We start from the raw sequence: 14023 nt of genomic DNA on the forward strand, positions 1-14023 counted from the left end.
GCGAGGAAGCCTAGTCACGACAGTTCTAGTTGGTGTTTCCAGGGACGCAAGCTCGCACTGTACACTTTCCTGACGCAAGCTGACGCACTCCGCTGTACGGCCCACGGGGCTCCCTAGCCTGCATCAGTGAGCGTCAATCATTTCTCCCGGTGGGAAATTGTCGGGGTTTCGGCGGTGAATTCAGTCTGCTTACCATCAAGGAGAAGCGGATACGTCGCCGGTGACATGTAAGCGGGCCACTTGCGCTCACAGCGTTTCCGCGCCCTTGCCGCGGCTTCTACGCCGATGTCGCAAGCTACGACCGCACGAAAACTGGCCCTGGGGGACGTCGCCAGAACGAGAACGCTGGGCTGGAACTTTTCGGCGCTTCTCGTGAAACCGCTGGACGTTTCAGTGCGGACGGGAGGAGCATTTTTCCTGGTCGCCAACGAACGAAGAGCCGAACAGGAGAACCTCGACATTCTCCTTGAGTGGTTTCTTTCGCAGACTGCGGACCTACGCTGAAACGGCACATGCCTGAGTCCAATTTCCGGTGTTGGCACCTGTGAAGCCGTTCGGATGAACCGCGCCGAATGGCTGTTTTCCACCCGGAAATCATTTCCAGGAGGATTACCATTAAGCGGCTTGAAGGTTGAGCGCTGCGGCAGTGGAGGGTGGCTCTTAGGAGCAAGGCTATGTCTAGCTGGAACTCGGGCCGCATCATCGGTCAGAAGCCTCCATTGAAGCCGAAGGAAGTCTGGGCCATCCGAACTCGCCTCCAGATGTCGGGTGCGATACGCGACCTGGCGCTATTCAATCTCGCGATCGACAGCAAATTGCGAGCTTGTGATCTCGTCGCGATCTCAGTTGCCGATGTTGCAATCTCCGGAAGGGTTCGCGACCGGGCGATCGTCATCCAACGGAAAACAGGTCGACCAGTAAAATTCGAACTGACCGATCAAACGCGGGAGGCTGTTGGTGCCTGGATTGGACGTCACGGGCTCGGTGAACGGGATTACCTGTTTCCCAGCCGCGTGCACGCAAAGCCGCACCTGTCGACGCGGCAGTACGGCAGAATCGTCGAACGGTGGGTGTCGAGCATCGGGCTCGATCCGAAGCGCTACGGCACGCATTCGATGAGGAGGACGAAGGCGGCTCACATTTATAAGAAGACAGGCAACCTGCGCGCCGTCCAGCTCTTGCTCGGGCACAAGAAACTGGAGAGCACCGTGCAATACCTCGGAATAGAGGTGGATGACGCCTTAGCTATCTCTGATCAAGTGGAGCTGTAGCGCTCAAGGCCTGCGCGGCGACAATCAAGATGAGACTATCATCCTGATCGCCATGCTATACAAGGCCGTCGCTTCGGTTCGAAGCGCCGGCCGCCGCTGAGGCGAAAGACGACCCAAAGCTGCCGCTCATCCATAGCGCCCGCAATTGCCGGTGCTGGCCAAGGGCCGACTTGGACAAAAGCCCGTCCTATTCTACGCCACGGCTGCGCCCGACCAGGTGAAGGCAAACCAGGCGAAATTCGGGGTGGCTGAGGCAGGGACCATGGTCGAAGGTGCACTGTCCAAGATCGCCAAGCAACTCGTCGACAGGGGCGTCTCCGAGTTGATCGTCGCGGGTGGCGAAACGTCGGGTGCCGTCGTGAAATCTATTGGGATCAACCAACTGGACATTGGAAACGAGATCGCACCCGGAGTCCCCTGGGTCAGCTCACCGACGGCGGCAGGCCGAATTTCGCTTGCGCTGAAGTCAGGGAACTTCGGCGCTCCCGACTTCTTCGTCCAAGCCTGGGACAAGCTCTGATGGCTGCACTGTCCGAGGAAACCAGGACCCGCGACGACATCGTGGGGGCCGGAAAATCGATTTTCGACCGCGGCCTGACATTCGGTTCGACTGGCAACATAAGCGTGAAGATGTCGGATGGGCGGATGTTGATGACGCCCACGAATGCTTCGCTCGGAAGCCTCGTGCCTGAACGACTTTCGCTCTTCTCCGCGGAGGGCGTTCACCTCGGCGGAGACAAGCCCACCAAAGAGGCCTTCCTTCACCGCTGCATGTATTGCGCGCGGCCGCACGGCAAGGCCGTTGTCCACCTCCACTCAACATACTCGGTGGCGGTCAGCATACTGAAAGACGTCGATGAAAAGGATGCGCTGCCTCCCCTGACCGCCTATTACGTGATGCGGGTCGGCACCCTGCCATTGGTGCCCTACTTCCGTCCCGGAGACGAGAAGCTGGCCACGGCGGTACAGGAGGCCGCCGCGACAAGCAACGCCGTCCTCATGGCGAACCACGGACCTGTCGTGGCTGGGAGGTCGCTTGAGGAGGCGCAGTACGCGACTGAGGAGCTGGAGGAGACCGCGAAACTGTTCCTGATGCTTTATGGCCGGGAACTGAGACCATTGACTCCGGCTCAGCGCGAAGAACTCACCAAGTCCATTTAGATACTTGGGCGTTGAGGGCGGCTCATCGGCGCGTTGAGGACATTTCCTTTTGGGAAGGCGGCGCACACCTGTAGGGTCCGGATTTATTGAAAACTGATTTTCATCTCAATCGGCTTAGCGTTCTGAATTGACCATGGTTGCGCCTTGACTACTGCTGCAAAAAGTCGCGGATCTGAGTCGCAACGCGTTCGATGTCTTCCGATGCATCGACGCGACGAAGAAGTCCGTTTTGCTCGTAGAATGGTGACAATGCCGCCGTCGCATGCGCAAACTCTTCAATTCGTTTCTTCAGGACCTCTGGGCTGTCATCCGTACGTGGCTGCGCGCCTGCGGAGCGCGTCTGTTCGGCTCTTTTTGCAATTCGCTCCTCGAGAAGGCGTATAGGAATATCGAACAGGATAACGTGATCGAGCGGAACCTGCATGCTCTCGAGCAGCCGTTCTAAAGCACCTGCCTGTGCAATTGTTCGGGGAAATCCGTCCAGAATGAACCCTTGGCCAGGCTCCTTATCGGTTAGCCGCTGCTCCACCAAGCCGACAACTACTTCGTCTGGAACAAGTTTTCCCTCATCGACCGCCATTTTCGCTGTCCGGCCAAGCGGGCTTTGGGCTTTGATCGCATCGCGCAGGAGATCACCAGTGGAGATGTGCACGAGATCATAATCCCGCACGAGTCGCTCGGCCTGCGTACCTTTACCCGCACCTGGAGGCCCTAGAAGAACGAGGTTCACCATTCTCAAATCCCCATGCACATGTATTTGATTTCTAAGTAATCATCCATGCCGTACTTCGACCCTTCGCGGCCGTTGCCGCTTTCTTTCATACCTCCGAACGGCGCGACTTCCGTTGAAATGAGACCCTCGCTCGGCATCGTCATCAGGAATCCTCCTAGCTCGTGACCAACAGCGGCTCGAGCAGACGCCTTACGGCATGCCCGAAAGGCACCGCGCGCCTCGACAGGCGGTCGATATTCACATGGATGAAAAAGCCCTCGGCCGCGGCGGTCTCGTCGTCGTTGCGAAAGAGCCCGATCTCATACCGGACGGACGAATTTCCGAGTTTCGCAACGCGGATTCCAGCCGTGACCACGTCCGGGAAGGTCATTTCCGCGTGATAGCGGCACTCTGTTTCGACAACGAGGAAGATCTCCGCTCCACCCTTGATGTCCAGCACGCCGCTTTCGATGAGGAAGCCATTCACCGCCGTATCAAACAGGCTGTAGTGGATGACATTGTTCATATGCCCGTAGGTGTCGTTGTCCGACCAGCGCGTTCCAATACTCCGAAACACCTTGTAGTCGGAGCGCTTTCCGGGTCCCTCGCGTTCCATCATCACCAAGCCGCCTTGTAGATAGAGAGGGCGTCCGCCTCGTTCACATCCCGGGGATTGTTCACGAGGAGCCTGGTCTGCTTCATCGCGTCCCCCGCCATTCCGGCCAGGTGCTCTTCGCCGATGCCCACGTCCCGCAACCGGGGCTGCAGCCCAAGCCTCATCGACAGTTCGGCTAGACGCTCGACAAAGGCCGCGCAACGCTGCCCCGCGTCCTGTTCGCACGCGAGATACGGAAAGGCATCAGCGGCGATTTCGGCGTAGACGGAGGCAGCCACTGGCGCATTGAAGCGCAAGACATGCGGAAGTACGAGCGCGTTGGAAAGCCCGTGCGGAATATGGAAGGTCCCGCCGATCGGATAGGCGAGCGCATGCACGGCGGCGACCGGCGAATTGGCGAAGGCCTGGCCCGCCAGCATGGAGCCGAGGAGCATCGCGCCCCGCGCCGCCCGATCCTCCCCTTCAAACACAGCCTTCTCAATATTCGCGCCCAGCAACTGGAGCGCTTGCCGAGCCAGCATCCTGGAGAGCGGATTGTTGTTCGCGCTTCTGGAAGCATAAGCTTCGATGGCATGCACCATCGCGTCGATGCCGGTGGCGGCCGTGGTCGACGGCGGAAGGCCGAGGGTCAGGTCCGCATCGAGGATCGCAACGTCAGGCAGGATGATCGGCGATGAAACGCCGCGTTTCTCATCACCACCCACCGTAATGATCGAGACCGGCGTCACCTCCGAACCCGTTCCCGCCGTCGTGGGCACGAGCGCCAACGGCAGCCGAGGTCCCTTGGCGTTGCCGACGCCCCATGCGCCATCGATATCTTCGCCCGAACCGCATAGGAGCGCCACGACCTTCGCCACATCCAGCGACGAACCGCCGCCGAAGCCGATCACGCCTGTCACGCCTGCGGCTTTCGCCACCTCGACCGCGGCCTCGACCGTCGTCAGCGACGGGTCGGCCTCGACCGCATCGAATACGGTGACCGCAATTCCCGATCCCGAGAGGGAGGCGAGCGCAGGGTCGCACAGGCCAAGCTTTCTGAGACCGCCATCGGTGACGAACAGGATGCGCTCGCCCAACTTGGTGCCGAGCAGTCCGCCAATATGGGCCGAGCCGCCGGGACGGAAGACGATCTGACTTGTCGTACTGAACACAAAGGGATTCATGGTTCTCTCCTGTGCCTTGGCTGCGTCACGCCGCAGGCAGGCTTTCGCGAAGTTTGACCCGCAAGATTTTTCCCGATCCCGTGCGCGGGATCTCGGCCACGACGTAGACGCGGTCGGGAACTTTGTAAGGAGAGAGACGCGCCTTGCAGTGCCGCATCAGATCCTCCTGATCGAAGGCCTGCCCTTCCTTGACGACGACGCAGGCAACGGGGACCTCTCCCAGCATGGTGTGAGGCATCCCGATCACTGCGCAGTCCATGACCGTGTCGTGCAGCAGGAGGATCGTCTCCTCGACCTCGGCCGGCGCGATGTTCTGACCGCCGCGAATTATCAGTTCCTTGAGGCGGCCGGTGATCGTGAGGAAACCGTTCAGATCGGACTTCGCGAGATCGCCGGTATGATACCATCCGTTGACGACGGCTTTTTCCGTCTCCAGCGACTTGTTGTGGTAGCCCTGCATCAGGTTCGGGCCTTTGCAGATCAGTTCGCCCTCTACGCCCGCCGGCACATCAAGACCCGTTTTCGGGTCGACCAGACGGACCGTGAGGCCCGGGACCGGCAGCCCGCAGGAACCAGGAACACGCCATTTCCCGGGCCAGTTCATGGTCACCATCGTCGATGTTTCGGTGATGCCGTAACCATCCAGAAGCGGAACGTCGAAAAACGCTTCAAAGTCGCTGTTCAGCGTTCCCGGCATGATCGCCCCCGCGGAGACGCAAAGGCGGACGGATGAAAGCAGCCTTTCTCCGCTGGCCTGGCAGGCCGACAGGAAATAGTGGAAGACCGTCGGGACCCCCGGCATGAACGTAAAGCGACCCGTCCTAAGCAGTTCCGTCGCCTGAGAGGTCGAGAACTTCTCCATAATATATTCGCTCGCGCCCGTCGCGATGATGGACAGAACCGCGATATTCAGAGCATAGGAGTGGTAGAGCGGCAGGGTGTTGAGCACGACGTCGTTCTCGTTCAACCCTGCGATCGGCGCCCAGCATGCCGCCGCCACCCAGAGCATGGAACGCACCGACAGCAGGACCCCCTTGGGCTGGCCCGTTGTGCCGGATGTATAAACAATGAACGCCGCGCGATCGATGTCCTGGTCATCCTCGAATGCAGCCGCCCGCCCCGCTGCGCCAAAACCGATCTCCTCGTTCGCGGCAATCACGACGGGCGGTTTGTCAGAGCGCTGCAGCAGCGCGTCCACCATAGGCTGCTTTTCCGGCGGCATGATCAGGAACACGCATCCCGCATCGCCGATGCGGTAGGCGATTTCGGCCTCGGTCGCCTCGATGCTCACCGGAACGGCGGTCCCTCCCGCCCGCACGACGGCAAGGCAAGCGACGACCCAGTTCACTGAATTCGGCAGAAAGATCGCGACGGCCTGGCCCTTCCTGAGACCCAGCGCAACCAGGCGGGACGCGAGGTCCTCGGTCTCACGATCTAGGGCGTGATAGGAAACCGACCGCCTCCTGTCCTCGAAGGCCGTTTTCCCGGGGTACAAGTGCGCATTCCGTCGAAGGATTGCTCCAACCGGCGCGATAAGCTCGAAGTGTATCATGTTATCCTCCCGCTCCTCCGGTTAGACCATGCAAAAACCGCCGTTGACACTGATCACCTGGCCGGTCACCCAGGACGATGCCTCGGACGCGAGGAAGGTCACCATCGGCGCCACGTCATCGGGCCTGCCGATGCGGCGCAAAGGATAGGCCTTCACGATCTTCTCGCGGTTCTTTTCGAGAAACTCCGGATCGGAATGGGACGTCTCGATCAGGCCGAGTGAAACCGTGTTAACCGTGATGTTGTTTCGGCCGAATTCGCGGGCCAGCGATTTGCCGAGCGCGATCGTGCCACCACGCGCGGCCGCGGCGAGCGCGAGATTGGCTTCCCCAATGCGGGAACTGTCGCCGACGAGATTGATGATACGGCCGGAATTCTGGCCGATCATCAGCGGCGCAATGGCGTGGCAGCAATTGATCGCGCCGTAGAGGCACACATCGATCTGCTTCTTCCATTCTTCAGGGGTCGAGTCTACAAACCGCTGATATTTGACATATCCGGCATTGTTGACCAGCACATCGACGGTGCCGAAGTCGTCCTTGACGGCGGCGACCATCGCCTTGACCTGATCGTTATCGCTGATATCGGCTTTGTACGCCCTCGCCTTTCCGCCGGCGGCTTTAATCGAAGCAACCACCGTCTCCGCCTCGGCCTGCGACCGGCTATAGTTCACGGCAACGATGGCGCCTTCCGCGGCGAAAGACCGGGCGATGTCTCCGCCGACATCCCTGCCGCCGCCGGTCACCAGCGCCACCTTGCCATTCAGATTGGTCTGCATTTCACGATCTCCTTGATAGGTCTGGCGGCTGCAGCGCAGCGCGATCTGTTGCGCCCCGTTCACGGGGGGCGATGTCGAGTCATTTTCCGAGAAACAATGGCGGACGCTTGTCCTTGAAGGCCTGCCGCCCTTCGCTGTAGTCGTGGCTCGCGCTTGCCTCGTCAATCAACCTGTCGGCCGCTGCTTGATCCAGCGTCCCGTGCGCGCAACCGTTGAGAATGAACTTGGCGCCCGCAATCGTGAGGGGGGCGTTTTCCGCCAGCTCTGCGGCCCGGTCATGGGCGGCAACCAAAGCGCTATCCGCAACCTGATCGATGAAGCCGATATCGAGAGCGTGCCCGGCATCGAAGCGCCGGGCCGAGAAGAGGATGCGCTTTGCTTCCGTCACCCCGACGAGCGAATAGAGTTTGCGAGTTGCGGAGACCCCGTAGACGATCGACAAGCGGGCCGCTGGAATTCCGAAGACCGAATTTTTCTCGGCGATCCGGAAATCGCAGGACATGGCGAGATGCGCTGCGCCGCCGAGGCAGTATCCCCGTAGGGCGGCGATCGTCGGCTTGGACACCTGGTAGATCGCGTCCCCTGCGGCATCGACTGCAACCTCGTAGGATTTGCTGTCCTCGAGCCCGTTGCGCACCGCGTCAAACTCGCTGATGTCGGCGCCAGCGGAGAAATCGGCGCCGGCACCTGTCAGGATGATCGACCGCACCGACGGTTCCCGGTCGAAGGCGCTGAACTGGTCCGCGAGCTGCCGCCACATTGCATAGGTAACGGCATTTCTATGCCCGGGGCGGCTCAAGGTGACCACCGCAACCCCGCCCTTGCTTTCAACGAGAATATCGCTCATTCGCCTGCCCTCGGACTGCCGTTGGGATGCCTTGCACGGAGATGCGCCCGGCGCCGTAGCCGGGCGCTGTTTGCGTCAGTTCTTCACGAGCGGGCACTGGCTTTCCGAAAGCGGCCGGAAAGCATCGTCGCCGGAAATGGTGGTGACAAGCTTCAGGATGTCCCACTCACCCGTGGATTCGGCCGGCGTCTTGACCTGATAGACGTACATATCGTGCACCATCCGGCCATCCTCGCGGATTTTGCCGTTCGTTGCGAAGAAGTCGTTGATCGGCGTCTCGCGCATCTTCGCCATGACCTTCTGGGCATCCGTCGTGCCGGCGGCCTCGACGGCCTTCAGGTAGTGCATGGTCGAAGAGTAATCTCCTGCATCGCCCATATGCGGCGGGCGGCCGACGCGCTCTTCGAAACGCTTGGAAAACGCCCGCGTCGCATCATCGCGATCCCAGTAGAAGGCGTTCGTCAGGATCATGCCCTGCGCGGTCTCGAGGCCGAGCGAATGAACGTCGGTATCCCAGACGAGCAAGCCGGCAACCGTCTTGCCGGATGCCGCAAGACCGAACTCGGCCGCGGACTTCACCGCATTGACAAAGGTCGTACCGGATCCCGCCATGGCGACGACCTGCGCCGGCGAAGCCTGTGCCTGCAGCATGAAGGCGCTGTGATCGGAGGTCTCGATCGGATATCGCACGGAGCCGGAGACCTCGCCGCCATTGCCCTTGACGATCTGCGTCGCATCGGCCTCCAGCGCATGGCCGAACGCATAGTCGGCCGTCAGGAAGAACCAGTTCTTCATGCCCTGCAAGATCAGCTGGTTGGCGGTTCCGTTCGCAAGCGCGTAGGTGTCGTAGGAATAATGGATGCTGTTGGGCGTGCAACCGTCGTTCGTCAGGCGGGACGAGCCGGAGCCATTGACGATCGCGATCCTGTCCTCATCCTTCGCGACCTGCGTGACTGCCAGCGCGATGCCGGAATTGATCAGGTTGTTGATCATTGTCACGCCTTGCGATTCATACCATTCGCGCGCCGTGGACACCGCCACTTCTGGCTTGTTCTGATGGTCCGCGACAACGACTTCAAGCGGCCGGTCGAGAACTTTGCCACCAAAATCCTCGACCGCCATCTTCACGGCGGTGATCGCCCCCTCGCCCGCCTCATGCGAGAACTGGCCGCTGACATCGGTCAGCACGCCAATGCGAACAGGCGCGCCATCCTGCGCCCCGGCGGATATGGTCATGGCTCCGACAGCCGCGACGCACGACATCAGCAAAAGTCTATTGTTCATTGCTCTGCCTCCCGATCTCGGCGCGCCGAGCTCCTCCCAGAACGCCATTGAAACTTGCGTTATCATACTATAGTTGCGCTGAGCCTCTTCAAGAGTTTGCGACACAACAGGCTTTAGGCGGCAAGATAAGCAGACTTTTTCGCAAAGCGCAAGCTTGCATTATTAGACTTTGTGTGTTTTCCTGATCATGCCGACACTGGACAGTGGGAAGGCGGGCGGCCCATTCGGCGCCTGCCCGGAGAATGAGAAAGTCGGCATTGGAGGAATCGTGCTGAACACCGCACCCATCATCGAGGCGAGCGCTTTGACGCGCTCCTTCGGCGGCTTCGTCGCCGTCAAGAATGTCGACCTGAAGATCCGCGCGGGCACGATCCATGCGCTGATCGGACCGAACGGCGCCGGCAAGAGCACCTTATTCAATCTCTTGACCAAGTTCCTGTCGCCGAGCGGTGGGCAGATCCTGTTCAAGGATCGCGACATAACGCAAATGGCGCCCGCCGACATCGCACGCATGGGTCTCGTGCGGTCGTTTCAGATTTCATCCGTCTTCCCGCACCTCAGCGCCCATGAGAATGTCCGGGTCGCACTGCAGGCCCGCGCAAAAGAAACATTCGCGTTCTGGCGTTCAAACGCGACACTCCGCCGTTTCGACGAGGAGGCGGCAAGATTACTCGACAGCGTCGGCCTTGCCGACCGGGCGCAGACAAAAGCCGCCGAACTGTCCTACGGGCGAAAACGCGCCCTCGAACTGGCAACCACATTGGCGCTCGACCCCGAGGTCCTGCTTCTCGACGAGCCGATGGCCGGCATGGGCACGGAGGACATCGGCCGGACGGCCGCCCTGATCCGCAGCGTCGGAAAGGGGCGAACGGTACTGATGGTCGAACACAATCTCGGCGTCGTCTCCGACCTTTCGGACCGCATCACCGTATTGCGCCGTGGAGAGGTGATTGCGGAAGGGAGTTACTCGGAGGTCTCCGCCGACAGCGAAGTCCGCAAGGCGTATATGGGAGGCAGTCATGGCTGAGGCTCCCCTCCTCAACGTCAAGGGCCTGGAGGCCTGGTATGGCGAAAGCCATGTGCTGCATGGCATCGACTTCGATGTGCGAAAGGGCGAAGTCGTGACGCTCATCGGCCGCAACGGCGCCGGCAAGACGACGACGTTGCGCAGCCTCATCGGCGTCGTTGGAAAGAGACGCGGCGCCTGCCTCTATAAGGGCGCCGACCTCCTGAAGATCGCGCCGCACAAGGTTGCGCGCCTCGGCATCGGCTATGTGCCGGAAGAACGCGGCATATTCTCCTCGCTCAACGTTCTGGAAAACCTCTTGTTTCCGCCGGCATGGCAGGCAGGCGGTATGGCGAACGACGAGATTTACGCGCTCTTTCCGAATCTGAAAGGGCGGGACAGCACATCGGGAACCCGCCTTTCCGGTGGCGAACAGCAGATGCTGGCCATTGGCCGGATTCTCCGGACGGGGGCCGATTTTATCCTGCTCGACGAGCCGACCGAAGGCATCGCCCCCGTGATCATCGAAGAGATCGGCGCTGCCCTGCGCATCCTCAAGGAGCGCGGCATGACGATCATCCTGGTCGAGCAGAACCTCCGGTTTGCAGCCTCCATCGCGGATCGCCATTACGTCCTCGATCAGGGCAAGGTCGTCGACGAAATTCCAAACAACGCACTCGACGCCAACATGGACCGGCTGAACAGATATCTCGGAGTCTGATCCATGATGCGCACCTTTCAGATAGGTAGAACCGATGACTGATATCTTCGGGGTTCCAATTGCCGTTCTGCTCGGGCAACTGCTGCTCGGCTTGATCAACGGCTCCTTCTACGCTCTCCTGAGCCTCGGCCTCGCCATCATCTTCGGCATGCTGAACGTGATCAACTTCGCCCATGGCGCCTTCTACATGCTCGGCGGCTTCGCCGCCTGGCTGCTGCTGTCGGCCCTCGGCCTCGGCTATTGGGAAACACTCATGGCCGCTCCCCTGATGGTCGGGGCGCTGGGTGCCGTCGTGGAGCGGTTGTTTCTCAAGCGCCTCTACAGGGTCGACCACCTCTACAGCCTCCTTCTCACATTCGGCATCGCCCTGATGCTCGAAGGGCTCTTTCGGCATATCTTCGGCGCCGCGGGGAAGCCGTATCCGATACCGCCGTCACTGACAGGCGGCATCAATCTCGGCTTCATGTTCCTGCCGATGTACCGCGCCTGGGTGATCGCCGCCTCTCTCGCAGTCTGCATCGCCACGTGGCTGGCGATCGAACGAACCAAGCTCGGCGCCTACTTGCGGGCGGCGACAGAGAATCCAGGCCTGGTCCAGGCCTTCGGCATCAACGTTCCGCTCATGTTGACCTTGACCTACGCGTTCTGCGTCGGCCTTGCAGGCTTTGCCGGAGCGCTGGCGGCGCCGCTCTATCAGGTCAGCCCCGGCATGGGATCCAGCGTCATCATCGTCGTCTTCGCGGTGGTCGTTATCGGCGGCATGGGATCGATCGGCGGCGCAATCGTCACCGCCCTGGCGCTTGGCGTTATCGAGGGGCTGACCAAAACATTCTATCCTGCGGCATCCTCCATTGCGGTGTTTGTGGTGATGGTCCTTGTCATTCTCATCCGGCCGTCCGGCCTGTTCTCCCGCGAGGCTTGATCATGAACAGCACAACCATGATTTCTTCCCTTGAGGCCCCACGCCGGCTACGGACGACCGGAGGCTTCCTTCTCGCCCTCGCGGTCCTGCTGATGATAGGTGCGCCGCTGGCGATCTATCCGCTGTTCCTCATCAAGATCCTCTGTTTTGCGCTGTTCGCGGCTGCGTTCAATCTGGTTCTCGGATATGTGGGGCTTCTGTCGTTCGGACACGCCGCCTTCTTCGGCGGCGCGGCTTACATCACCGCCCACGCCGCCAAGGTCTGGCAGCTTCCCCTTGAACTCGCCGTGCTCGCGGGAACTGCCTTTGCGGCGCTTCTCGGCCTTGCGTTCGGCATGCTGGCCATTCGCCGCCACGGCATCTACTTCGCGATGATCACACTCGCCCTCGCGCAGATGATCTATTTCATGGCGGTGCAGATGCCCTTCACCGGCGGCGAGGACGGTATCCAGGCCGTGCCGCGAGGTTATCTTCTCGGGATCGTCGATCTCCGCAACATCACCGCGATGTATTATACCGTCCTGGGCGGAACTGTCCTGGGGCTCGTGATCATCTGGCGGACGGTGAACTCGCCCTTTGGCCATATCCTCTCGGCCATTCGCGAGAACGAAACGCGCGTCACCTCTCTTGGCCTCAAGCCCGAACGCTACAAGCTGATCGCCTTCACGCTTTCCGCCGCGCTCTCCGGCTTCGCCGGCGCGCTGAAGGCGATCGCCTTCCAGCTCGCCTCCCTCGTGGACGTCACCTGGCACATGTCCGGCGAAGTCATTCTGATGACCCTTCTCGGCGGCATGGGCACCCTGATCGGCCCGATCGTCGGCGCCAGCATTGTTGTCGGGCTGGAGCACTTTCTTTCGACGAGCGGCCTGCCGATCACCTTCATCATCGGTCTGTTCTTCGTCGTGTGCGTGATGATGTTCAGGCGGGGAGTATTCGGCGAGCTGAAGGTGCTAATCGAGCGTTCGAAGCCTTAAAGGAAGTCTTCTTATGCAAGCTATTTTTACCGGGGCCGATTTTTTGCCCCGGTTTATTATAGGCTTCAGCTTGCGCGCCTTGCGCGGGACCCGAACAGGTATCCGATGGCTGCGGCCATGACGAGCTGAACAACGCTCGCCATGTCCGGGGAGATACGCCCGGGACCGTCCGCCGGCGGTGCGATGCTCGGAAGCAATCCCCCATGGATCGCCCACATAGCCACCACAACTGCGGCGAAAACGACGGCTGCGAGAACCGGCAGGCTAAGGGAATTGCCGGCGGCTGGCGCTGGCGTGGGCGCGGCACGCATGCGCGAGGCGCCGGCAGCGTTCTCCCCGGCCGATGCGACGGCGGTCGCTTGCGTTCCAGGGGAGGTTCGCGCAACGGCATCAGCCGCGGTCTCCAGCGATTGGCCGGCACCCTGGCGGGCAAGAATCTCTTGGGCAAACCGCTTGAAAAACTGCCCCGACATTTGTTTTGCGGTAGCGTCGATCAGTCGGCCACCAAGCTGTGACAGCTTCCCGCCGATCTGGGCATCCACGGTATAGTGCAGGACGGTTCCGTCCTCGACCAATTCCAGACGAACAACCGCCACTCCCTTTGCAAATCCTGCGACACCGCCCTGCCCTTCGCCGGTGATGCGATAACCGTTCGGCGGATCGAGGTCGGAAAGCGTTACCGCGCCCTGGAACCTGGCCTTCACCGGACCCACCTTAATGACGGCAACGGCCGACATTTCTGTCTCGGACGACTTCGTCAGCTCCTGGCATCCGGGGATGCAGACTTTTAGCACGTCGACATCGTTCAGAGCACTCCACACGTCCTCTTTGCTTGCGGGAATGTGTTGCTGGCCAGTCATGTCCATGGAATTTCCTCCTTATTCCCATCAAAAATCCGTCTTGCGCCCTGGCGGCTGGATTTCCTTGACAATCCTATTTTAAGTCTAATAATGCAAGTAAAATTTGGATGCGCCATGGGAGTGGCAAGGCTGGGAGGAGCAGCAATGACAAGGCTTT

The 14023-nt window shown here is 60.6% G+C and carries 15 protein-coding genes and 1 pseudogene; 7 read left to right on the forward strand and 9 right to left on the reverse strand.

Going from position 1 to position 14023, the window contains the following annotated elements; translation table 11 throughout:
* The first annotated feature begins 674 nt into the window (after positions 1-674).
* The 3 genes from ATC00_RS20250 (at position 675) to otnC (ending at position 2432) form a co-directional block, all read left to right on the forward strand.
* Positions 675-1271, forward strand: coding sequence for a tyrosine-type recombinase/integrase (locus ATC00_RS20250; protein WP_064254123.1), 597 nt, complete (start codon positions 675-677; stop codon positions 1269-1271).
* A 151-nt stretch (positions 1272-1422) separates the two neighbouring features.
* The gene (locus tag ATC00_RS20255) at positions 1423-1791 is read left to right on the forward strand and encodes a nucleotide-binding domain containing protein (RefSeq protein ID WP_064254124.1); all 369 of its coding nucleotides are present in this window, start codon (positions 1423-1425) and stop codon (positions 1789-1791) included.
* Positions 1791-2432 carry a 3-oxo-tetronate 4-phosphate decarboxylase gene (gene otnC, locus ATC00_RS20260; RefSeq protein ID WP_064254125.1) on the forward strand — a complete coding sequence of 214 codons (642 nt, stop codon included), beginning with the start codon at positions 1791-1793 and terminating at the stop codon, positions 2430-2432. The genes ATC00_RS20255 and otnC overlap by 1 nt, the downstream gene beginning before the upstream one ends.
* Before the next feature lie 148 nt (positions 2433-2580).
* Here the strand turns inward: otnC and ATC00_RS20265 are convergent, their stop codons facing one another.
* The 8 genes and pseudogenes from ATC00_RS20265 to ATC00_RS20295 form a co-directional block, all read right to left on the reverse strand.
* The gene (locus tag ATC00_RS20265; protein ID WP_082912454.1) at positions 2581-3165 is read right to left on the reverse strand and encodes an adenylate kinase; all 585 of its coding nucleotides are present in this window, start codon (positions 3163-3165) and stop codon (positions 2581-2583) included.
* Between the two features lie 2 nt (positions 3166-3167).
* Positions 3168-3296, reverse strand: a pseudogene (locus ATC00_RS31350) (aldehyde dehydrogenase family protein); the annotation flags it as partial.
* A 23-nt stretch (positions 3297-3319) separates the two neighbouring features.
* On the reverse strand, positions 3320-3763 hold the full coding sequence (locus ATC00_RS20270) for an acyl-CoA thioesterase (RefSeq protein WP_064254126.1): 444 nt from the start codon (positions 3761-3763) through the stop codon (positions 3320-3322).
* The gene (locus ATC00_RS20275; protein ID WP_064254127.1) at positions 3763-4923 is read right to left on the reverse strand and encodes an iron-containing alcohol dehydrogenase; all 1161 of its coding nucleotides are present in this window, start codon (positions 4921-4923) and stop codon (positions 3763-3765) included. The genes ATC00_RS20270 and ATC00_RS20275 overlap by 1 nt, the downstream gene beginning before the upstream one ends.
* A 25-nt stretch (positions 4924-4948) precedes the next feature.
* Positions 4949-6475: a class I adenylate-forming enzyme family protein gene (locus ATC00_RS20280; RefSeq protein WP_064254128.1), complete on the reverse strand. Its 1527-nt coding sequence runs from the start codon at positions 6473-6475 to the stop codon at positions 4949-4951.
* A gap of 21 nt (positions 6476-6496) precedes the next feature.
* The gene (locus tag ATC00_RS20285; protein ID WP_064254129.1) at positions 6497-7252 is read right to left on the reverse strand and encodes an SDR family NAD(P)-dependent oxidoreductase; all 756 of its coding nucleotides are present in this window, start codon (positions 7250-7252) and stop codon (positions 6497-6499) included.
* 79 nt (positions 7253-7331) lie between these two features.
* Positions 7332-8099 (reverse strand): enoyl-CoA hydratase-related protein, encoded by a 768-nt coding sequence (locus ATC00_RS20290; protein WP_064254130.1) that lies wholly within the window; start codon positions 8097-8099, stop codon positions 7332-7334.
* A 75-nt stretch (positions 8100-8174) separates the two neighbouring features.
* The gene (locus ATC00_RS20295; RefSeq protein ID WP_037390715.1) at positions 8175-9383 is read right to left on the reverse strand and encodes an ABC transporter substrate-binding protein; all 1209 of its coding nucleotides are present in this window, start codon (positions 9381-9383) and stop codon (positions 8175-8177) included.
* 187 nt (positions 9384-9570) lie between these two features.
* On the opposite strand from ATC00_RS20295, the gene ATC00_RS20300 reads away from it, so the two are divergent.
* Genes ATC00_RS20300 through ATC00_RS20315 form a run of 4 tightly spaced genes read left to right on the forward strand, consistent with a single transcriptional unit; the run spans position 9571 to position 13006 of the window.
* Positions 9571-10410 (forward strand): ABC transporter ATP-binding protein, encoded by an 840-nt coding sequence (locus ATC00_RS20300; RefSeq protein ID WP_412458401.1) that lies wholly within the window; start codon positions 9571-9573, stop codon positions 10408-10410.
* Positions 10403-11110 (forward strand): ABC transporter ATP-binding protein, encoded by a 708-nt coding sequence (locus ATC00_RS20305; RefSeq protein WP_064254131.1) that lies wholly within the window; start codon positions 10403-10405, stop codon positions 11108-11110. The genes ATC00_RS20300 and ATC00_RS20305 overlap by 8 nt, the downstream gene beginning before the upstream one ends.
* Positions 11111-11144: 34 nt before the next feature.
* Positions 11145-12032, forward strand: a complete 888-nt coding sequence (locus ATC00_RS20310) for a branched-chain amino acid ABC transporter permease (RefSeq protein WP_064254132.1) — start codon at positions 11145-11147, stop codon at positions 12030-12032.
* Positions 12032-13006 (forward strand): branched-chain amino acid ABC transporter permease, encoded by a 975-nt coding sequence (locus tag ATC00_RS20315; RefSeq protein ID WP_412458404.1) that lies wholly within the window; start codon positions 12032-12034, stop codon positions 13004-13006. Before ATC00_RS20310 ends, ATC00_RS20315 begins: the two co-directional genes overlap by 1 nt.
* A gap of 65 nt (positions 13007-13071) precedes the next feature.
* On the opposite strand, the gene ATC00_RS20320 is transcribed toward ATC00_RS20315, so the two are convergent.
* Entirely contained in the window at positions 13072-13872 is an 801-nt protein-coding gene (locus ATC00_RS20320) for an SRPBCC family protein (RefSeq protein ID WP_064254134.1), read from the reverse strand.
* Between the last annotated feature and the right edge of the window lie 151 nt (positions 13873-14023).

Origin of the sequence: Sinorhizobium americanum, from assembly GCF_001651855.1 — a bacterium.
In the GTDB taxonomy this organism is placed as follows: domain Bacteria; phylum Pseudomonadota; class Alphaproteobacteria; order Rhizobiales; family Rhizobiaceae; genus Sinorhizobium; species Sinorhizobium americanum.

What these genes read in the sequence shown, in the direction of transcription:
- ATC00_RS20250 (WP_064254123.1), top strand. Translation starts at nt 675, where the DNA reads ATGTCTAGCTGGAACTCGGGCCGCATCATCGGTCAGAAGCCTCCATTG.
- otnC (WP_064254125.1), top strand. Translation starts at nt 1,791, where the DNA reads ATGGCTGCACTGTCCGAGGAAACCAGGACCCGCGACGACATCGTGGGG.
- ATC00_RS20265 (WP_082912454.1), bottom strand. Translation starts at nt 3,165, where the DNA reads ATGGTGAACCTCGTTCTTCTAGGGCCTCCAGGTGCGGGTAAAGGTACG.
- ATC00_RS20270 (WP_064254126.1), bottom strand. Translation starts at nt 3,763, where the DNA reads ATGATGGAACGCGAGGGACCCGGAAAGCGCTCCGACTACAAGGTGTTT.
- ATC00_RS20275 (WP_064254127.1), bottom strand. Translation starts at nt 4,923, where the DNA reads ATGAATCCCTTTGTGTTCAGTACGACAAGTCAGATCGTCTTCCGTCCC.
- ATC00_RS20280 (WP_064254128.1), bottom strand. Translation starts at nt 6,475, where the DNA reads ATGATACACTTCGAGCTTATCGCGCCGGTTGGAGCAATCCTTCGACGG.
- ATC00_RS20285 (WP_064254129.1), bottom strand. Translation starts at nt 7,252, where the DNA reads ATGCAGACCAATCTGAATGGCAAGGTGGCGCTGGTGACCGGCGGCGGC.
- ATC00_RS20290 (WP_064254130.1), bottom strand. Translation starts at nt 8,099, where the DNA reads ATGAGCGATATTCTCGTTGAAAGCAAGGGCGGGGTTGCGGTGGTCACC.
- ATC00_RS20295 (WP_037390715.1), bottom strand. Translation starts at nt 9,383, where the DNA reads ATGAACAATAGACTTTTGCTGATGTCGTGCGTCGCGGCTGTCGGAGCC.
- ATC00_RS20300 (WP_412458401.1), top strand. Translation starts at nt 9,571, where the DNA reads ATGCCGACACTGGACAGTGGGAAGGCGGGCGGCCCATTCGGCGCCTGC.
- ATC00_RS20305 (WP_064254131.1), top strand. Translation starts at nt 10,403, where the DNA reads ATGGCTGAGGCTCCCCTCCTCAACGTCAAGGGCCTGGAGGCCTGGTAT.
- ATC00_RS20310 (WP_064254132.1), top strand. Translation starts at nt 11,145, where the DNA reads ATGACTGATATCTTCGGGGTTCCAATTGCCGTTCTGCTCGGGCAACTG.
- ATC00_RS20320 (WP_064254134.1), bottom strand. Translation starts at nt 13,872, where the DNA reads ATGGACATGACTGGCCAGCAACACATTCCCGCAAGCAAAGAGGACGTG.